This window comes from Pseudomonas sivasensis (assembly GCF_052938085.1).
The window spans coordinates 2,708,178-2,728,151 of sequence record NZ_CP176442.1; the positions used below are offsets into that span (position 1 = coordinate 2,708,178).

General features: G+C 62.1%; 14 protein-coding genes. 3 read left to right on the forward strand and 11 right to left on the reverse strand.

Annotated features, from left to right (window positions below; translation table 11 throughout):
• Positions 1 to 111: 111 nt before the first annotated feature.
• Positions 112 to 4,731, reverse strand: a complete 4,620-nt coding sequence (locus ACKZ62_RS12540; protein WP_447096755.1) for a hypothetical protein — start codon at positions 4,729 to 4,731, stop codon at positions 112 to 114.
• Between the two features lie 208 nt (positions 4,732 to 4,939).
• Between ACKZ62_RS12540 and ACKZ62_RS12545 the strand changes: the two genes are divergently transcribed.
• From ACKZ62_RS12545 to ACKZ62_RS12555, 3 genes are all read left to right on the forward strand, one after another.
• Positions 4,940 to 5,230, forward strand: a complete 291-nt coding sequence (locus ACKZ62_RS12545) for a DUF5629 family protein (RefSeq protein ID WP_032887223.1) — start codon at positions 4,940 to 4,942, stop codon at positions 5,228 to 5,230.
• The gene (locus tag ACKZ62_RS12550; RefSeq protein WP_447096756.1) at positions 5,217 to 6,392 is read left to right on the forward strand and encodes a lactonase family protein; all 1,176 of its coding nucleotides are present in this window, start codon (positions 5,217 to 5,219) and stop codon (positions 6,390 to 6,392) included. Before ACKZ62_RS12545 ends, ACKZ62_RS12550 begins: the two co-directional genes overlap by 14 nt.
• 156 nt (positions 6,393 to 6,548) lie before the next feature.
• Positions 6,549 to 6,728, forward strand: coding sequence for a hypothetical protein (locus tag ACKZ62_RS12555; protein ID WP_032887221.1), 180 nt, complete (start codon positions 6,549 to 6,551; stop codon positions 6,726 to 6,728).
• 33 nt (positions 6,729 to 6,761) lie between these two features.
• On the opposite strand, the gene ACKZ62_RS12560 is transcribed toward ACKZ62_RS12555, so the two are convergent.
• The 10 genes from ACKZ62_RS12560 to ACKZ62_RS12605 form a co-directional block, all read right to left on the reverse strand.
• Positions 6,762 to 7,355, reverse strand: a complete 594-nt coding sequence (locus ACKZ62_RS12560) for a glutathione S-transferase (protein ID WP_442117526.1) — start codon at positions 7,353 to 7,355, stop codon at positions 6,762 to 6,764.
• Positions 7,352 to 10,990 (reverse strand): AAA family ATPase, encoded by a 3,639-nt coding sequence (locus tag ACKZ62_RS12565; RefSeq protein WP_447096757.1) that lies wholly within the window; start codon positions 10,988 to 10,990, stop codon positions 7,352 to 7,354. Before ACKZ62_RS12565 ends, ACKZ62_RS12560 begins: the two co-directional genes overlap by 4 nt.
• The gene (locus ACKZ62_RS12570; RefSeq protein ID WP_032887216.1) at positions 10,987 to 12,228 is read right to left on the reverse strand and encodes an exonuclease SbcCD subunit D C-terminal domain-containing protein; all 1,242 of its coding nucleotides are present in this window, start codon (positions 12,226 to 12,228) and stop codon (positions 10,987 to 10,989) included. Before ACKZ62_RS12570 ends, ACKZ62_RS12565 begins: the two co-directional genes overlap by 4 nt.
• A 166-nt stretch (positions 12,229 to 12,394) precedes the next feature.
• Positions 12,395 to 12,931 (reverse strand): hypothetical protein, encoded by a 537-nt coding sequence (locus ACKZ62_RS12575; RefSeq protein WP_032887214.1) that lies wholly within the window; start codon positions 12,929 to 12,931, stop codon positions 12,395 to 12,397.
• A gap of 181 nt (positions 12,932 to 13,112) precedes the next feature.
• Positions 13,113 to 14,753 (reverse strand): BatD family protein, encoded by a 1,641-nt coding sequence (locus ACKZ62_RS12580; RefSeq protein ID WP_122680872.1) that lies wholly within the window; start codon positions 14,751 to 14,753, stop codon positions 13,113 to 13,115.
• Complete coding sequence (locus ACKZ62_RS12585) at positions 14,750 to 16,489, reverse strand: tetratricopeptide repeat protein (RefSeq protein ID WP_032887211.1); 1,740 nt, start codon at positions 16,487 to 16,489, stop codon at positions 14,750 to 14,752. Before ACKZ62_RS12585 ends, ACKZ62_RS12580 begins: the two co-directional genes overlap by 4 nt.
• On the reverse strand, positions 16,486 to 17,574 hold the full coding sequence (locus tag ACKZ62_RS12590; RefSeq protein WP_032887209.1) for a vWA domain-containing protein: 1,089 nt from the start codon (positions 17,572 to 17,574) through the stop codon (positions 16,486 to 16,488). The genes ACKZ62_RS12585 and ACKZ62_RS12590 overlap by 4 nt, the downstream gene beginning before the upstream one ends.
• On the reverse strand, positions 17,567 to 18,061 hold the full coding sequence (locus ACKZ62_RS12595) for a DUF4381 domain-containing protein (protein ID WP_032887208.1): 495 nt from the start codon (positions 18,059 to 18,061) through the stop codon (positions 17,567 to 17,569). Before ACKZ62_RS12595 ends, ACKZ62_RS12590 begins: the two co-directional genes overlap by 8 nt.
• On the reverse strand, positions 18,058 to 18,990 hold the full coding sequence (locus ACKZ62_RS12600; protein ID WP_032887206.1) for a DUF58 domain-containing protein: 933 nt from the start codon (positions 18,988 to 18,990) through the stop codon (positions 18,058 to 18,060). The genes ACKZ62_RS12595 and ACKZ62_RS12600 overlap by 4 nt, the downstream gene beginning before the upstream one ends.
• Before the next feature lie 5 nt (positions 18,991 to 18,995).
• A complete protein-coding gene (locus ACKZ62_RS12605) occupies positions 18,996 to 19,955 on the reverse strand; it encodes an AAA family ATPase (RefSeq protein WP_017739127.1) in 960 nt (319 codons plus the stop codon).
• Between the last annotated feature and the right edge of the window lie 19 nt (positions 19,956 to 19,974).

Consider the following 19,974-nt stretch of genomic DNA (forward strand, 5'->3'; position numbering starts at 1 on the left):
AGGTATTCCTTTACGTTGGATAAGCGAATGCCCGCCTAACCTAACGCCAACGCCACGCCTGATGCGGTAGCCCGATAGTGCACACGTGCGCGAACGGCTCGGGCCGGTTTATTACGGGAACGATAAGAACCAGCGCTGCGCCAGCGCCTTGCCAATCAAGCCTCGGTGTACGTCGACCACTGCCTGCGGGCCCTGCGCCTTGGCGAGCAACGAGTAATAGCTTTGCTTGCGCTGTTCGCGGGTTTTCACGTGCGCGGCGGTGTAGTCGGCCCCTGCGGTGTCTGCGGTGGGGTAGTGAAAATGCGCATACCACACCGGGTAGCCTTTGGGATCATTGATCGCGTACTCCTGGATGAAGTCCTGGCGCTCACCCTTCAATCGGGTCCGCCCGCCCAACTTGGCCACGTTGACCTGGCGCTGGTTGAGCAGGTATTCCAGATTGCCGTGGGTGGGCGGCAGTTCCAGGCTCAGTTGGTGCCGCAATGTCTGGCCCAAGGCACTCAAGCGTTCACCGGCCTTACGCATGTCGCTGGCCAGTGCCTGGTCAGCGGTGGTCCTGGCACTCTCGGGCTGAGCGGCGATGGCCTGGTCCAACTCGGTGGCGAGTTTGTCATAGCGAGCCGCTTCGTAATCCAGGACCTCCTGGACCTCCTGGGGGTGCCTGCTGCTTTTTTTGTAATGCTCGGCCCTGCGCAGATGATCATCCAGCATGGCCAGCAACTTGCGCGCTTCACCCTTGACCTGGCTCAGACTGCGCGGTGGGACGGGCGCCTGGGGCGGCGTCTGCACCACATACTCGACCCATACATCGCCCTGCTGTGAATAGCTCTCGACCACTTGCCGGGTGTTCTCGTTGCGTACTTCGACCACTTCAACGTTGTGCACCCGCTGCACGTCGCCGATCAGCGTGCCCCTGCGCCGGGTCTTGATTACCCGTTTTGCCGATGTGGCCTCCGGGGCCTGAGTCGGCACAGGCCTGGGCGGCTGGCTGCTGGTGTGTGCAATCGGTCTGACCTCCCTGGACAGACGTTGTGTTACCTCGTCGTAGAGCCCGCGGACCAGGTTCAGCAACCGGCCGCTGAACGTCGCATCCAGGCCCTCGACGTCGACAATTTCCAAACCGAGCAACCCATCCAGCGCACGGCCGTAATGCTCCACCAGACTTTCCAACACACTCAGCCGATCACTGGACGACAGCACCAGGCCGTTGAGTTCGGCGTGGGTGCGTACCTGCTGCTGCAGCGGGCTGACAATGTTATCCATCGCCTTGAACAGCGGGTGCCCGAAATCCTTCACGCTCAGGTATTTCAAGGTGCGCAGTTGCAAGTCCTTGATGGACAGCGCGCTGATCTCGTTCACCCGATTGGCAGTCATCTCGTTGAATCGTTTGGCGCCGCTTGAGCCCATTGACTGCATGTGTTCAAGGTGGCGCGCCTGGCGTTCAAGCCAGCGGATACTGCGCTCATTGATGTCTGCCAGCTGGGACGTGAACTGGCGATAGCGGTTGCGTTCAAGCACGACTGCCACATTGAAACCAGGACCTTCACGCCGGAACTGCGGGTGGGCGCGGTACAGGTCTTCTCTGTCGAGCTCGGCAATGGCCACATGTTTACGAGCATTGAGAACGGCGTCGTGCAACAGGTCCAGGGTTTTTGTCAGCGATAAGGGAACGTTTAAGGCTTCACGCTCCTTGAGGCTGTCCAGGATCTGCTGCTGGTGCTGGCTTTGTTTCTCAAGGGCGGCATCGTACTGCTGACGCGCCTCTGCCAGTGGCTTGCCGCTTAAACCGGTCTGCCGGGCTTCTGCCTTGTCGACCTCGGGCTGAGTTTGCAAGTAGGCCTGAAGGTCATCCTCCAATGCCTTGACGCGGTTGGCCTTGCGCTCGCGCTCGGCAGCAATGCGCTTTGGCGGCATGCCACCGCGCAGGCGTAGCCGGGAGTCCACTGACCAGATGCCCTGGCCGTCGTCGCGCAGGTAAGGGCCAGGCCGTTGGGCATCGGTGGGGTCGGTAATTCGCACGCTGCCATCGTCCTCCAGGTTGACGCGGAACAGGTCGCTGTCGACCTGCGCATGCCAGCGGTTATCGATGAGGTACAAGCCCTTGCGCGGGCCATTCAAGACCGGCTGTGGCAGGTCAGCCGGCACCGGCACCTTGAGTGACGCGAGGTTGGCGCGCTGGCTTGGCGTAAGGCGATAACGGGCCTGGGCGTAGCTGAAATCCACGGCGGTGTGCAAGCCTTGTGGCTGCACGCCGGGCAATGCAACGGTGCCTTGGCGAATCCGTGCAGGTGCGGGCGCCGGCCATGTCTGCGGGCGTCGCTGCGGCACGCGTAGCGCCACGGCTGGGCGCGGGGCGGTGGGGGCCAGCGGGGATTCCAGCAGCAGTGTTGCGACAGTGAGCAACAGGTCGATCGCGCCTTGCTCGCGAGACGTGGCGGATGAACTGTCGAGCAATTGAATGTCCTGGCTGAGGCTGCTGTACAGCGCCAACAACCACCCCACTATCATTGATGGGCCTGACAGAAGTGGTTGAAGCAAGCTGCCGAACAACAAACTCCCGCCCTCCATCAGCACCTGCCAGCGACTTTCACTGTTGGACGTGGACTCGCGCTCGGCCTGTTCAATCAAGGCCCGGCTGTGGTCGCTGAACAGGTAAGTCATCAGCCGCCCGGTGACCAGGCACTGGTGCAGTTCGTCGTTGGCGCCGTCGCTGGCGAATGTCGCCGGTGGCGGCGTGCGGCGCGGCGCGAACTCATCGCCCTGGCCAAAACGCAGATAATGGGGCTCCTGAAAACCGCCGTGGTCGTAAATCGGTCGGGCGGTATCGGATAGCCAGGTCAGGACACTGGTTTGCAATTCACCCGGTTGCGCAATGGCCTGGAACAGCGCCGCTCGGCTGGAGAACTCCTGCAATGCCTGGGCATACAAGGGCCGGTAAAGCAGATGCGGGCCGCGTTCACTGTCCTGGAACTCGATCAAGTACATGGCGCTGACCTTGTCGGCCTTTGCACCGGGGCTGCGCAAAAAGGACAGGTGACGGATCACCACCGGCTTGCCGTCGACCTTCTGTTCGGCGCTGCTCCCTTGCATCAACGCCGCCACCATACGGGCGCCTTGTGGCGTGATGCCGGCTTCGCCCTTGAGGCTCAGTTCCAGCGCCAGCAAGCACAGTTGCATCGGCTGCTGAGCGGCGAACAGTGTTTCCCGCTCCCGCGCCTGAGGCGTGTCGCTCAACAGCGCTTGCTTGAGCAACTCGGGGTAGTGCTTGCCGATGTCGACGCGCTTGATCAATCCGTTGCCGCCAATCACCGTTTCGCGGGTCAACCAGGCCGGTAATGGTGTGCCCTGGCGATGGGCTATGGATAACTCGCCGCTGGGCAGGCCTGCCAGGTTCTTGAGCGCCAGTTCCGTCAGGCTCATGTGGACACGTTCGACAATACCCACGGTGCCTGGGTAGCCCGCGGCAACGACGAACGTCAGTTGCAGGTCATCAGGGTGGAGGGCCACTTGCCCGGCGGTGTCACCGGCAGCGCTCGCCTCATGGTCAAGTGCTTGCTGCAGGGCATGTACGGTGTAGGTGTGGATATCGTCGATGCCGGTGAGAAAAGAGCGCCCACCCGCCCGCTGTTTGGCGGTGGCCAGGGCCAGGCTGTATTGCCGGTATCGCTCGCGGTATCCGGGGGCCGCATCGCGCAAGGCATCCGGCAACCGAGCGCGCACGGCATCGAGGGTGCGGACGGCGCCGTCTTGCGCATCCAGGAAAAACTCGCCGGGGTCGGTGAGCCGCAGGTACAGCGCCTGCAGGGTTTCCTGGCGTTGTTCCAGGGGCAGTTTCAGAGCGGCCAGGCGTTCCATTTGCAGGTTAAACAGCGTCGTGGCCTGGTAATCAAAGATCGAGCCCTCGGGCTCGTAACGATTGCAGGTGATCGTCTCTGCCTCGTACTGGGCAGCGGCGCGCTCGCCCCAAGCAAGGGTGAAGGCATCCATGGACGAGAACGCCTCGACACGCCCGCCGGCGGAACACAGCAGCACCGGCGCCTTGCCGTTGATGGCGCGCGTCAGTAGCAACTGCTCTGACAACACGCGCGTGGTTTGGCCTGCGTTATCCAGTTGTGTCTCCAGGCTGTAGGCGTATACCGCGTGCTCACCATATCGCGCGATCCGCTGTTCGCGGTCCGGGGTGCCAATGAGTTGGTCAAGGGTCTGCCGCACGTCCGCATCCAGGTCGGTCTGACGCAAGGCGCTGGCTTGCAGGGTGGTCATGAGCATGTCGCTGAGCCAACGCCAGCGGCTGCCGCCCGTGCCCGAGGGCTCATTCCAGTAATGGGCCAATGCGTCCTGTGCGGCAATGGGCAGTGTCGAACACAGATCCTGGATCAGCGATTGGACCACCGTCATCTCCAGCTTTTCGCGGGTCAGGCCCGGCAGTTTCAGGCGTTTGGGCGGTACGTCCGAGAGGTAGTGATCGATACCGTACGCCTCACTGAGATCCAATGGCCCGATACCGGCGAGGTAATTGAAGATGACGTCCATCAATGGCTGAAACGTCCAGCCCTTAGTCGCTTGCGGGATTGCCAGGTGCGTAAGGGCCAGGTCAATGCTCAACGAGGGGTAGCGTTCGCGCAGGGCGTTGCCGAGCAGGGTCTGGACCAAGGGCATGAGGCTCGGGCGGGTGGCGAACTGGCGGCTGACGGCCTGGACGGTTAGGGGAGGAGACGATAACGGTTGCATAGGGATGAAAATCCTTTTCGTGCGGATGCGGGCTTCAATCGCAGTGGCCGGGGTGCTGGTCGGTGGGCCATGCGCCACGGATGTGGACCAAGAATGGCAAGTCGGCGCACGCGCTGGCGGTATCCGGATATCGTTGGGCAACGCGATGGGGGAAGGGCGTGAGGAATTGGCTTATCATCACGCTCTTTTCTTTGCGTGAACGATCCCGATGACTGCCGCTAGCCTCCTTACTGAACTTGCCAACACCGATATGCTCGAAGTCGATGGGTTGCACGCCTTTGATTTCACCCTCGACGATCAGGCGCTGGTGATCACCTGCATCGACGGACGCGCTGAAAAGCGCTGGTCTTTCAGCGTGGCGCAAGTACAGGCCGCGACCTTTGATGAAACGTTGCAAAGCTGGACCCTCACCGGTGACTCGGGCGAGCACCGTCTCGTGTGCATGAGTGCTTTCACCGGCAACAATAACGACGAGGAAGACGAGCATGATGATGCGTAAATTCTGGCCCCTGTTGATGGCGGGCAGTGTCGGTGCGATGTCGGTACAGGCCGCGCCGGCCGAGACCTATGAACTGTTGGTAGGCAGCTACACCGCCGGCAGCAGCGAAGGGATTTACCGCCTGCAATTCGACAGCCGCACAGGCCGGTTTCAGGGCCAGCCGGTGTTGGCGGCCAAGGCGGACAATCCGTCGTGGCTGACCCTTTCCAAGGACCAGACCCATCTGTTCGTGGTCAATGAAAACGGCCCAGGCCAGAAAGACCCGGTCGGCCGCGTGAGCAGCTATCGCATCGACCCGAAGAGTCAGCAACTGACCCTGATCAACCAGGTGCAGAGCCTGGGTAATGAGCCGACTCACTCCAGCATTGCCGCCGATGGACGTTACTTGTTTGTCGCCAACTATTCCGTGAAGGAGGATCCGGGCGGCAGCCTGGCGGTGCTGCCGGTGGATGCCGAGGGCAAGCTGTCGGCACCGGTGCAGTTGAGCGGACACCCCGCCAGCCGGGTCAACCCCGAGCGTCAGGCTTCCAACCATGTGCACTCGGTGGTGTCGGCGCCGGATGGCAAGTACGTGTTCGTGCAGGACCTGGGGGCAGATAAAGTGTTTGCTTACCGCTATGACCCCAAGGCCAACCACGAGCAACCACTGACGCCGGCTTCCCCGGCCTCGGTGCAACTGCCACCGGGCAGCGGGCCGCGTCACTTGCTGTTCAGCGCCGATGGCAAGCACGCCTGGCTGACGACCGAAATGAGCGCCCAGGTCGCGGTGTTTGACTACCACGACGGCACACTTACGCAGACCCAGTTGGTAGATTTCGCCGCCGGGCAACCGGTGTCGGACAAGGCCGGCGCAGCGTTGCACGCATCCAGCGACGGCAAATTCCTGTACTTGAGCAACCGCGGCACGGCCAATCAGCTGCTGGTATTCAGCATCGACCCGGCGACCGGGCACCTCAAGGAACTGCAGCGCCGTTCCGTAGAAGGCGACCATCCGCGCGAATTCAGCCTGGACCCGAGCGGCAGGTTCCTACTGTTCGCCAACCAGAAAAGCAATGAAATCGTGGTCGTCGAACGCGACCCCAAGACCGGCCTGCTGGGTAAAACCGTGCAGAAATTGCCGATCGATGCGCCCAGCGACCTCAAGTTCCTGGTGCGTCAATAAGCCACAGGCCCCGCAGTGCGGGGCCTGAGCCTTTGTATTAATTGCATTAATAGCGGCTAATGTTTCAAAGCATTTCTAAGGTTTAACCCTCGGGCGTAAGTTGGGTTCCAAGGCCTTCCCAGGCCACCCCACCAAACGAATACAAGGGCTACCGACATGAACTTCAATCTCTTCTCGATCATCGCCGCTTCCGCCGTTTCCGCCACCGTTGCCTTACCTGCCGCCGCCAGCGTGGAAGTCAGCGGCAAACAGTCCGGCACCACCGCGTACACCCAGAAATACCTGCAACAAAGTGCCAACTTCTATGCGGCGCTGGATCACAAAACCCAGCACTGAGCGACAGGTGTGTGAGATCTGATGTGGTAGGGCTCAGGATTTGGCCATCACCGCGATAAACAACGGTGATTCCAGAAAGCGTTGCAGCCAGGCCTGAAGCCGGTGATACGGCGTCCCTGCGAACCATTCCCGATCCACATGGGCAAACTGGCGCACAAACGGCGCCAGTGCCACATCGGCAAGGCTCAGGTGATCGGCCAGCAAGTAATCTCGCTGCGCCAGCAATCCTTCCAGCTTTTGCAAGAACATCTCACCCTCGGCCCGATAATGTTCCATCGGCTGCTCGGGGTAGCGTTCGGGGTACTTGTATCGATTCAAGTGCTGTTTGAACCCCAGATCATTCTCGGCGATCAGTGCCAGCGTGGCCGGGTTGCCCTGTAGCAACCAATCGTCAGGATCATGCTGCGCAAGGGCCCATTGCATGATCGCCAGGCTCTCGTCGATGACCACGCCATCCACCACCAGCACCGGCACCGTACCCTTGGGCGACAGCGCCAGCATCTCGGCCGGCTTGGCCTTGAGGCTCACCTCGACAATACGCATCGACACCCCCGAGTAGCGCAGCGCCAGACGAGCGCGCATGGCGTACGGACAGCGCCGAAACGAATACAGCAACACTTCGCTCACTTGACCTCCAGCGTGCTCAAACCATTGCCCTGGCGCATGACCTGGATCTGCACCGGGATGCGCTCGTGCATTTCCTGTACGTGGGAAATCACCGCCACCTTGCGGCCTTGGGCCTGCAAACCGTCCAGTGCATCCATCGCCAATTGCAATGACTCGGGGTCCAGGCTGCCGAAACCTTCATCGATAAACAGCGACTCGATCTTCAATGTGCTCGACGCCATCGATGCCAGGCCCAGGGCCAATGCCAGCGACACCAGGAACGTCTCGCCGCCGGACAGCGAATGCACCGAGCGAAGTTCATCACCCATTTCCGTGTCCATCACCAGCAACCCCAACATGCTGCCGCCGCGCTTGAGGCGATAGCGGCGCACCAGTTGGCGCAATTGCACGTTGGCGTGATGCACCAGCAGGTCGAGGTTGTAAGCCTGGGCGAGCTTGCGGAATTTGTCGCCGCTGGCCGAGCCGATCAGCGATTCGAGACGTGCCCAACGCTGCCATTCCTCATAGGCGTTGGCGGTGGTCAGCCCCAGCGCCGCGTTGGCTTCTTGGCGCCGCTGGTCTTCGGACTGGCGCGCGCGTAATTCAGCGACCTGTTTTTCGCCCTCGGCCAATTGCTGGTTGAGGGCGGCGAGGGTGCTGTCCAGTTGTTCGGCGTCGAGGTTGCCGTTGTGCAGGGCCTGGTGCTCGGCAAGGCGTTGTTCGCGCTCCAGCAGCAACACCTTGGCTTGTTCGACGGCCTTTTCGCTGGCCTGCAGATGCTGGCGCAGGGCGTTGACCTGAGCGTCGTCGAAGGCCAGCAGGCGGGTGAGGCCAGTGTCGTCGAGTTCCGGGTGCTGGGCACGCCACTCAGCCAGGCGCGTATCAAGGGCCTGTTGCTCGGCATGCAACGCTTGCGCACGCTCCTGTTGAGCCTTGAGATCGGCTGCCAGTTGGATCAGTTCGTTGTGCAGGACCTGCAACTGTTGGTTGGCGTCGGTTTCGCTCTGGCGCGATTGCACCACGGCCTGTTCCAGTTGCTGCTGCCACTGTTCAGCGCTGGCGTGCTCGCCCAGCAAGGTGCCGAGAGTTTCCTGGGCGGCCTGTTGTTGCGCTGCCAACTCGCTGACTTGTTGGTTCAGTGTCTCGAGCTGCGCCAGACGATGTTGCTGATGGGTGTGCTCTTTCTCGATGGCCTGCTGGCGTTCCTGCTGCTCGACCAGCTCATCGCGTTGTTGGCCCAGTTGTTCAAGGCGCTGACTGACCTGCTGGTCGAGCAGCATAAAGGTCGCGGCCGGTTCGCTGCGCAAGCCTTCAAGGGTCTCGGCCGGCAAGAGGCTGGCGAAGGCGTGTAGTTCTTCTTCAAGACGCTCGCGGTCGTTGGACAGTTCGCGCTGCTGATCCAGCATCAATTGGCGGGCCTGCTGGCTCGCATTCTGAGCGATCTGAAGTTGCTGCTGCAGGCGTCCGGCATTTTGTTGCAGGTTGAGCAGGGCGCTCTGGCGTTGCTCGTCCTGGGTGGTGCGTTCGGTCAGTTGGCTCAGTTGCTGGGTCAACCAACTGCTTCGCTTGGCCACGTCCTGGTTGAACAGCGAGGCGGACAATGGGTGCGCCTCAAGGCTGGGTGTGAGGCCCTGCTGCTGGTTTGCCAACTGCTCCTGCTGGTGCAGGAATTCCTTTTGCTGGGCGATCAAACCGCCCACTTCACCACGCAGTTCGTTGAGTTTTTCCTTGAGGGTATCGACGGTTTTCTGCGCGCTGGCCTCTTCGTTTTCATCATGGCGGCCGAGACTGTGCAGCAACGCTTCGGGCTGATGATACGGGTGCTCATGGCTGCCGCACACCGGGCACGGCTGGTCATCCTGCAACTGTGCGCGCAGTTCCTCGACGCTCGCACTGCGCGCCAGGCGCTGGCGTTCCAGCAGGTGTTTGGTCACCGTCAGGGTCTGTTCGGCCACGGCCAGTTCGGCCTTGGTTTGCAGGCCTGTCTGGTTCAACTGCTCCCGTTTCTGCGCAGCATCGGCGAGCTTTTGCGTGAGCGCAGCCGCTTGCTGGTCCAACTGCTGCTGGCTGTCCCACAGGCGTATCAGGTCTTCGAAGGCACGTTGTTGTTTGCGGTTGTCGTGCAACAGACTGGCCAGCAACTGCACCTGTTCGGCCACGGCGTGGGGTTCGGCGCCGGCTTCTTGATAGAGCAGGTCGAGGGCTTCGCGTTGCTGGGAAAATTTCTCTGCGGCCGTGGTGGCGCGCTGTTCCAGTTGAGGCAGTTCGGCCTGGCCTTTTTTCAGGCGGTTGCCGATCAGCATCAGCTGTTGCAGGCGGTCACGGTAGGCGTTCCAGGCATCGCTCAGAGGGGCGAGGGCGGCATTGCGCTCAAGTTCGGCCGACAAGCGCTGCAGCCGCTCGGCGACGTGGGTGTGTTTGTCTTGCAGGCCCTTGAGCAGGGCGTGGCCTTCGGTGCAGGCGTGTTCCTGCTGCTGTTTTTCCTCGGCGCGCTTGCTCAAATCCCGAGTCAAGTGAGCCAGGGTGCTTTGTGCTTCAAAGGCCTGGCGCAATAGCGGGACGGCGTCTGCCTGGTTTTTCAAGGCCTGGGCCAGGGCCGTTTGCGCGTTCGATTGTTGCTGTTGGGCTTGTTGCTGACGGCTATGCAGGGCGTTTTGCTGCTCGATATGCTGCTGAATCTGCACGGCCAATGGCTGAAGCAACGTGTCGAGTTCACTCAAGCGTGCGAAATGATGGCGTTGCGGTGCCAATTGCTCCAGGCGATTGAGGTCCTGGCGCTCTGAGCCCTGGTTAGCCCAATCTGTCTCTGCGCGTTGCAACTGCTCGGTGGCAGCGCGTTGGCGATCCTGCCACTCACGCAACTCCTTAAGCCAAGTGTGCTGCAACTCCAGTTGCTTGAGCTGGGCCTGCTGGGCCTTGAGCTGTTGCTGGGCGCCGGCCAGTTGCTGATCCAGTTCGGCGCGCGCTTCAGCGGCCAGGGGCACCACGCCGGTGGCCTGGTCCTGCAACTGTTTGTGCGCGTCCTTGGCCTCCTTGGCCTTTTCGAAGGCGCGACGGCCGAGTTGGGTGTACAACGCGGTATCGGTGAGCTTTTCCAGCAGTTCGCTGCGCTCGTTGTCGTTGGCCTTGAGAAAGGCGCTGAACTCACTTTGCGCCAGCAGCACGGCGCGGGTGAACTGCTCGAAATTCAGGCCCAGGGCCAGTTCCAGCTGGGTCTTGTATTCGGTTTTCTGGCTGGCCAGCAGTTGGTCGCTGTCCAGGTCAATCAGGCTTTGACGGCTGTTTTGCAGTTTGCCACTGGCTTTGTCGCGGGCACGATTGGCTTCCCAGCGCGCGCGATAGCGACGGCCGCTGACACCGACAAAATCCACTTCGGCATAACCGCCGCCGGTGCCGCGACGGATCAGAGTGCGCGGGTCGCCGATGGAAATATCGCTGTCGGCATCCGGCATTTTCGCCTGGCCGGTATCGCCCAGCCGTGGCACGGCGCCGAATAGCGCCAGGCACAGCGCATCGAGCAGGGTACTTTTACCGGCGCCGGTGGGGCCGGTGATTGCGAACAAGCCCGCGCTGGCCAGGGGCTCAGCGGTAAAGTCGATCTCGAATGGGCCGGCCAGGGAGGCGAGGTTCTTCAGGCGGATGGCGAGAATTTTCATGGCTGTTCCTCCTGCTGTTGCACTTCCTGGAGCAGCACGGCGAAGTCCTTCAAGGTCTGTTCATCCACTTCGCTGCCGTAGCTGTCCTGCCAGGCGCGGCTGAACAGCTCTTGCGGCGTGAGTTGGTCGAGTTCGATCAAGCGTTCTTCGTCAGTGGCATCGCTGCCGCGTTTGCCTGCGTATTCGGCGGCGATGCGCACCAGGCGCACGGCCTTGCCTTGCAGGGCGCTTTCGATTTGCTGGCGCAGGTCAGGCTGCGGCTCGTCAAGGCGCACACGTACTTCGAGCCAGGGGTGGCGCTGGGTTTCGGCGAGCAGGTCGACATCGGGCAAGTCCGCCAACGCTTTGAGGATGTCGGCCAGGGGCGCGGCCTCCAGCCGTTGCAGGTTGACCGAGCGCGGGATCAGGAGTGGTTCGACGCTGACCAGTCGTTCGCCCTGGAACGTCACGTCGAGAATCTGGTGTTTGTAGCCGATCTCGGAAAACGACAGCGGGATCGGGGAGCCACTGTAGCGAATGCGTTCTTCGCCGTTCACCTTTTGCGGCTTGTGCAAGTGGCCGAGGGCAACATAGCCGACACTTTTGTCGAACAGGTTGGCGGGCAGCGCCTCGGCATTGCCGATGATCAGGCTGCGCTCGGAGTCTTCCGACACTGAACCACCGGCCATATGGGCGTGGCTGATGGCAATCAGCGCCTGGCCTCTTTTGCGTTTGGCGTTGGCGGCGGCGATCAACCATTCATGTACCTGGCCGATACCGCGCAGGTAGTCGTCACCCAGGTGCGCGCCGGTCACTTCCGCCGGGCGCAAGAAGGGCAATGCCAGGCACCACGCGGCGATCTTGCCTTTGGCATCCGGCAGTGGAATCAGCAGGCGTTCGGCGTCCAATTGGCCGTCATCGAGCCACAGCACGCGCCCGAGGGCATGGGCGCGCAAACGGCGCATCAACGGTGCAGGCAACTCGATGCGCGAACCGGAATCGTGGTTGCCGGCGATCATCACAATGGTCAGCTTGGGGTTTTGCTCGTGGGCGCTGATGATGAAGTCATACAGCCGCTCCTGTGCCTTGAGCGGCGGGTTGACCGTGTCGAAGATATCGCCGGCGATCAGCAGCACATCGGGATGTTGGGCGCCGATCTGGCGCAGCAGCCATTCCAGGAAACAAGCGTGTTCGTAGTCGCGTTCCTGGCCGTGGAGGTTTTGGCCAAGGTGCCAGTCGGAGGTGTGGAACAAACGCAAGGCGAACTCCGTGAAAAAATAGAGATGTGAATGGCCGCCGTATACAGAGAATGGCGGTGAAAAGGAGGGGAGTTTACCTTACAGAGCAGTGAACCTACTCAGCCAACGACGCAACTTTGTCGACTGAGTGAGGTGTCTGGCGGGGGCGGGCAGCTTGCTGGCTGGCTTACGCCGGAGTGAAGGGGGAAAACGGCAAACTTTCATTCAGGACATCCTTGCCTGTTCGCGTTCCTACAATGTATTGCGCGGGAATCGCCGTCAGGAAGGTGGCCTCCCGGGTATGTACCGGATGACAAAGCGCGATAATCGTTGCCGTCTCATAGGTGTTGCCGTTGTGAATGATGCAGTATTTGCGGGTGGTTCCGACGTTCGACAACGGTATCTGTCGTTCTCGATCGCCCTTGTTGGTCAGTTCCCACGCCATGAGCTCACGGTCGGGGATTGAAATCTTGTAGAAATAGCTTTTCGCGAATGCGCCCTCCTGCGTTTGAGCGGTGGCCACCAGCCCGCCAGGGGTTTGTTCGCGCCACGTCATGCCCACGTCATGGCATGAAAGGCGCATGTTTCCTTTCATGAATTGTTGAGCGAGATATAGACGTGCCTGGTTGCCGTTCATGGTTGGGATAGGCGGTTTTGCGGTGAACCCTTGTTTACGAATCACGCTGTCCGCTGGGTTGCGGTCGTCACCTCGGTAAAAGTCCATCCAATAAATCCTCTGATTTCAAGCGCACGGCAGGTATTGCCGACCGCTGCAGAAGTTTGACTGGCGGGGAGGTATTTGCTGAATCGGACTAATCTGCTGGTTCAGAAAGCGTCAACTCCCGTGTAGGAAATTGACTGGCGTGTGGGCTCTCAATCGCGAGGGTTTTTTGCTGGGCAATGGCCTACTTGGGATAGAGCGGCGGCAGGCTGGTGGTGTCGGTCGTTGAGTCCAGCTCGCGTTCGGCGATTGGGATGGCTTTTATCGCGCGCCATAGGTCTTCGCCCAGCCAGTATTGGCCGCTCTCGCTGTACAGCGCGCCGTTGAGCCCATCCAACGCGTCCGACAACGGCACAAAGCGCGCCGCCATGTCGGCCAGGGTTTCCGGTTGTTGGCGTGCCCAGGCGTCGAGCGCCTGGCGGGTGGCCTGGGGGTCGTTGGCCTGGGTCGCGCGTTTGAGGTCGTCGAGCAACGTCCGCGGGCTCGGGCCGGTTTGTGCGGCGCGCAGTACCGCCGGTTGCCGGCGCGCACGCCACCACAGGCCGAAGCCCAGCAGCGTGGTGCAGGCCAGGATCAGCGTACTCAGTTGCCACAGCCACAAACGGCTGTCGTCCGGCGCGGTGATGATGGTCGGCGTGGCGGGGGTGTCCACCACCAGGCTGGGGTTGTTGGCCACTTGCAGCGTGCGGGCGGGCAGGCTGGTGCGTTCGAGGTGGTCTTCGTGGGTGTTCCACCACACCACTTCCACGGACGGTAGTTCCAGCGGGCCAACACGGTTGGGCACCAGGGCTTCGCGGTCTTCGCGGCTGCCGATCAGGCCACGGTCGCTGGTCTGGTTGCCGAGCACCGGTTGGTCGGGATAGCGGCGCAGGCCATTGATGTCGGTGCTGGGCAAGGCTGGCAGTTGGGCACTGGACAGGCCCTCGGCCTTGACCGTGAGGCTGCGGGTCAAAGAGTCGCCGACTTGCACATGTTCAGGTTCTGGGTTCCAGGCCTCGGTCAGCGTCAGGCTGCGCGCCGGCAACCAGGGCGCGTCGGCGGGATACAACTCGGGCTTGGGTTTGACCTGCAACGTCAGCGGCGCCGAGCTCACGTGGATCAGCTTGCCGGGCTTGGTGCCCTGAAGGGTGTTTTCCTGAGGCGGGCGCGATTCCACCAGCGTGGCGCTGAAGGTCTGCGTCGGCAGTTCCAGGGCGCCGCTGTGCTGTGGGTAGATCGCATAGCGGGTTTCGATCACGCCATGGCGGATGCTGTTGATGACTTTTTCGTACGTGCGCGACTCGCCCAGTTGTTCCACGCGGGCATCCGGAATCTGCAACGGCGTGAGGCTGCTGTCGTCATACAGCGACACCGAGTGGTAAACACGTACGGTCAGCAGCGCCTGGGCCTGCACGTACACGCTGGTCTGGTCGAGGTTGGCTTCGATAAAGACGGGTGCCAATTCGGCATTGCTGTTCTGGCTGGCGGTTTCCACCACTTGCAGGCTGATGGGTTGGGTCGTGTAGTCGCCCACTTGCAAGGGGGGGATCACCACCGTGCCGTTTTCCTTGGGCAGCAAGGTAATGATCCAGCGCGTGGTGGCGTGGTTATCGCCGCCCAGGGTGGTGAGCTGGTTGAGCTGGCGGGTGCCGCTGACTTCAAACTGCGCGTCCAGGGGCGAAAGGTCGGGCTTGCCGAATTGGGTGACGTCACTCGATTCCACCGTCAGTTCCACCGTTTCCCCGGAATTGAGGCGGCTGCGGTCAACGCTGGCGACCAGGTTCGCCGCCTGGGCGTGGCCTGCCGTCAACGCGAGCAGAAGCAGAAGGGTGGTGCGGCGGCTCATCGAGTCTTGTCCTGATGTTGTTGCTGTTCGTACCAGAATTTGCGTCGCAGCAGTTCGCCGGGGTTGTCCGGGATCTCCTGCAGCCATTGTTCCAGGGCTTGGCGACGTTCACCGTCGAGGCTTGCGTCGTTAGGGCGCAGCGGCGGGGTGGTGGTTTGCTCGTCGCCCAGTTCGCTGCCCGGCACTTCGTTGCCGCCGGTTTGCGGTGTGGCGCCAGTCTGGGTATCACCGGTGCCTGCTTCGCCTTGGCCCTGGGACGACTGCTCGCCGCCAGTGGCATTCTGCCCGCTGGCGCCCGGTTGCGCAGTTTGGCCGGGTTGGGTGGATTCGTCATCCTCGTTTTTTGCCGGCTGTTCTGGCTCGGGCTTTGCCTGTTCCTGCATCAGGGATTCCACCAGAGCCTTGTTTTTCAGGGCCGGTTGCAGGTCAGGTTGGGCTTCCAGGGCTTGTTCGTAGGCGTCGATAGCCGCTTCCAGTTCGCCGGATTTGGCCAACGCGTTACCGCGATTGTAGTGAGCGTAGGCGTCATTGCCTTCGGCAAACCGCTTGATGGCTTCGGCATAGTTGCCAGCTTCGTACAGGGCAACGCCTTGCCATTGCACGTCCTGAAAGTGTTCGGCGGCTTCGGCGGGGCGTTTTTTCTTCAGCAGGTATTGGCCTTGCTGGTCGGGACGCAGCCACAAATCCTGGAGTTCAAAGGCGTAGCTCGGCTGCGGCGCTGCCATTAGCAGCAAGGGCAGGCAGAACAACCAGCCACGGCGCCCGGCGCAAGCGGCGAGCAGCAGCAACGGGAGGAGCAGCCAGTAACCCTGGTCGGCCCAGGTGTCGAGGTGCAGCAACTGGCCGTCATTGCGCAGGGCTTGCGGCGGGTCGAGTACGCCGAGCTGGCGCAGGTCTTTATCGTCGAGGCGTGCGGCACGGTAACGCCCGCCCATTTCGCTGGCGAAGGCTTTGAGCGTGGGGCTGTCGAGGCGTGGTACCAGAATCGCACCGTGTTCGTCCTTGAGAAATTCGCCGCTTTCCTGGGTGACCGGCGTGCCTTCGCGGCTGCCGATGCCGAGGATCGACAGGGGTGGCGACTGGTTACTTTGCAGCAGCAGGCGAATGCCTTGGCGCTCCTGCTTGGACAGGGATGAACCGATCAGCAGCAGGCGCCCTTGGCCGAGACCGCTGTGCTTGAGCAGGTCGAGGGCTTTCTGTACTGCCAGGTCGGCGCGGTGGCCGGGTTCGGGCATGATCGAGGGGCGCAACGCTTCGAGCAGGTTGCGGCTGGTGCCCAGATCGTCCGAGAGTGGCACCAGGGTGTGTGCGCTGCCGGCATACACAACGATGGCGGTTTGCGCGTCAGTGCGCGCTTGCAACAAGTCATACAGCTTGCGGCGTGCCTGTTCCAGGCGGTTGGGCGGGCTGTCGGTGGCGAGCATTTCCGGGGTCAGTTCCAGCAGTACCACCAACGGGTCGGACGGCTTCTGACTGGTTTGTTCAACCCGTTGCCAACTGGGGCCAAGCAATGCCAGCACGGCCAACAGCCAGGCGATACCGAGCACCACCCACGGCGATTTACTTTCGCGGCCGTTGCCACCGCTGAGCAGCACGGCGTGGAAGGCCGGCGGCAGGATCATCTGCCAGCGCCCGGCGCGTTTTTGGCGGTGCCACAGTTGCCACAGCAACCAGCCGAGCAACGGCAACAGCAACAGCCACCAGGGGCGGAACCAGTGCGGCCAGAGGTCGATCATCGACGCCTCCGCAAACGCAGGCGTTTAAGGCGCTGGCGCCATTCAGGGCTTTGTTGCAGGAAGATCCCCTTGCTCGACAATTTGCTGAACCAGCGTTGCAGGGCGTTGTTCGGCCAGCGTTCCTGGATCACCAGCAACATGCTCAGGAGCAGCGCCAGGGCCAGCGGGCCGCTGTACAACGCCAGCGCCGGGCGGGCTTGGGTTGGTTGCTGTTCGACGGGCTCCAGTTGGTCGAGGGTTTCCTTGATGGTTTGCAGTTCTTCGCCGTCGCGGGCACGGAAATATTGCCCGCCGGTGGCGTTGGCAATGGCCTTGAGCGCCGGTTCGTCGAGGTCCAGGCTTGGGTTGACGCCGAGAATGCCCAGGGATCCGGTTTGCTCAGGGTCAGCGCCGATACCGATCGGGTAGATCTTCACGCCTTCTTCGGCAGCCAGGCGCGCGGCGGTCAGTGGATCGATCTGACCCGCGTTGTTGGCGCCGTCCGTGATCAGAATCAGCACACGGCTTTGCGCCGGGCGCTGGCGCAGTCGCTTGAGGGCCAGACCAATGGCATCGCCAATGGCGGTATTTTTGCCGGCGATGCCGATGCGCGCTTCATCCAGCCAGGTGCGCACGGTGCGGCGGTCAAACGTCAGCGGCGCTTGCAGGTAGGCTTGGCTGCCGAACAGGATCAGGCCGACACGGTCGCCGTCGCGATGCTCAAGGAAGTCACCGAGGAGGTTCTTGACCAGGGTTAAGCGGCTCACGTCCTCGTCCCGCCAATGCATGTCGGGGAAATCCATGGAACCGGACACGTCGACCGCCACCAGCAGGTCGCGACCACTGGCGGCAATCGGCAGTGGTTCGCCGAGCCACTCAGGACGTGCGGCGGCGGTCAACAGCAGCAGCCACAGCACCACAAAAGGGGCTTGTTGGCGCCAGCCCGGCAAGTTGACGCGGGCGCGGCGCTTGGCCAGGCCTTCGAGATCACTGAGGTAGCTGACTTTCAGTGCCGGCTCGCCGCTGTCGGCCACAGGCAGGATAAGCCGCATCAACCAGGGCAACGGCAACAGGACGAAGATCCACGGCCACGCGAACTCAAACATGTTTGCGAATCCAGGTGTCGACGGCTTGGGTCAGGCCGGCGATGGCCTTGTCGTCGAGTTTGCATTCGGGTTTATAGGCGCCTTCCACCAGTACCATCCAGCGGGTGAGGCCGGCAGCCGGGCAGCGGTTGTCGAGGAACGCCAGCCATTTGCGCCCATTGAGGGTGTGGCTCTGGCTGTAAGGGTAGTCGTTGCGGCACAGGCGCTTGAGCAGGCCATTGAGTTGTTGCAGCCAGGCACCGGCGGGCGCGCCGTCATAGGGTTTGGGCATGAGGGCCAGTTCTGCCAGTGCGGCGATGCGCAGCGGGTCCAAGGGTTGTTCGGCGCGTGCCACGGGGCGTCGCGCAGGGAGGAAGCGGCGCAAGGACCAAAGCCCCCAACCCAGCAACGGGATCACCAGCAGCAACAGCCACCAACCCGGTGCAGGCGGCCAGAAGCCGATGCTTGGCGGGGCGATCAGCGGTTGCAGTTGGTCAAGGCTGCTCATTGTTTTTTGGCCGGGCGTTGCGGGTTGAGGTATTCGCGCAGTTGCTCGACCATTTCGCTCTGGGTGCTCAAGGGCATCAGCAGTATTCGCAGTTTTTGCGCGAGCAGTTCCCAGCGGGCGATGCGTGCTTCAGCTTGGGCCTTGTAGGCCTGGCGCAAGTCGTAATTCAGCGTGTCCAGTTCCAGTTGCGCCCCTCTTTGCGCAAAACGCAGCAGCCCCGCGGCGGGCAGGGCGTGGTCCAGCGGGTCGGAAATCGGCAACAGCAGCAGGTCGCAATGGCGTGACAGTAGGCTCAACTGTTGCTCGGCGCCCTCAGTGAGGGCGCGTTCATCGCAGATCACAATCACCAGGCTGCCAGGGCGCAGCACTTCGCGGCCACGGCGCAGGGCCATGCCCAAGGCATCGGCTTCGGGGCGGCTTTCGGTGTCCAGGCTCTGGTTGACGCGCACCAGGCGGTTAAGCAGTTGCAGTAGGCTTTGCTTGCTGCGCCGGGGTTTGATTTCGTAGTGCTCATTGTCTCCAAACACTAGCCCGCCGACCCTGTCGTTATGCCCCAGCGCGGCCCAGCCGATCAGGCTCGCCGCCTGGGCCGCGAGCACGGATTTGAACATCTGGCCCGAGCCGAAAAACAGCCGGCAGCTTTGCTCGACCATGATAAAAATCGGTCGCTCGCGCTCTTCGTGGAACAGTTTGGTGTGTGGTTCCTGGGTGCGGGCAGTCACGCGCCAATCGATGGTGCGCACATCGTCGCCAGCCTGGTATACGCGCACCTGGTCGAAGTCGACTCCGCGCCCGCGCAGTTTGGAGTGATGCAAGCCGATCAGCGGGCTGCGCTGGCTCGGCGTGGAAAACAGCTGCACTTCGCGCACGCGGTGGCGCATCTCAATCAACTCGCTGAGCGTGACGCGGATTCCATCGCTGGCATTCATCGAGTTCAAGCGACGGCAACGACGTCGAGGATGCGTTGCACCACACGGTCCTGGTCGATGCCAGCCGCTTCGGCTTCGAACGACAGGATGATGCGATGGCGCAGTACGTCGAACAACACCGCCTGGATATCTTCCGGGCTCACGAAGTCCCGTCCGGCCAGCCAAGCGTGGGCGCGGGCGCAGCGGTCGAGGGCGATGGAACCGCGGGGGCTGGCGCCGTAGGCGATCCACTCGGCCATCTCTGGGTCGAACTTGGCCGGGGTGCGTGTGGCCATGACCAATTGCACAAGGTATTCCTCCACCGCATCGGCCATGTACAGGCCGAGGATTTCTTTGCGCGCGGCAAAAATCGCCTGCTGGCTGACGCGGCGTTCGGGCTTGGTTTCACCATTGAGGGCTTCGCCACGGGCTTGTTGCAGGATGCGCCGCTCCACGGCGGCGTCCGGGAAGCCGATCTTGACGTGCATCAGGAAACGATCGAGCTGGGCTTCGGGCAGCGGGTAGGTGCCTTCCTGCTCGATGGGGTTTTGCGTGGCCATCACCAAAAACAGCGGCGACAGTTCGTAGGTGCTGCGTCCTACGCTGACTTGGCGCTCAGCCATGGCTTCGAGCAACGCCGATTGCACTTTGGCCGGCGCCCGGTTGATTTCGTCGGCCAGCACCAGATTGTGGAAGATAGGCCCTTGTTGGAACACGAAGCTGCCGGTTTCCGGGCGATAGATCTCGGTGCCGGTGATGTCGGCGGGCAGCAGGTCTGGGGTGAACTGGATACGATGGAACTGCGCTTCGATGCCTTCGGCCAGCTCTTTGATGGCCTTGGTCTTGGCCAAGCCTGGCGCGCCTTCGACCAGCATATGGCCGTCGGCGAGCAGGGCGATCAGCAGGCGATCAATGAGTTTTTCCTGGCCGAGAATCTGCGTAGAAAGAAAGGTTCGCAGCGCGAGCAGCGCTTCACGATGTTCCATCGATGACGGTTCCTGGAGA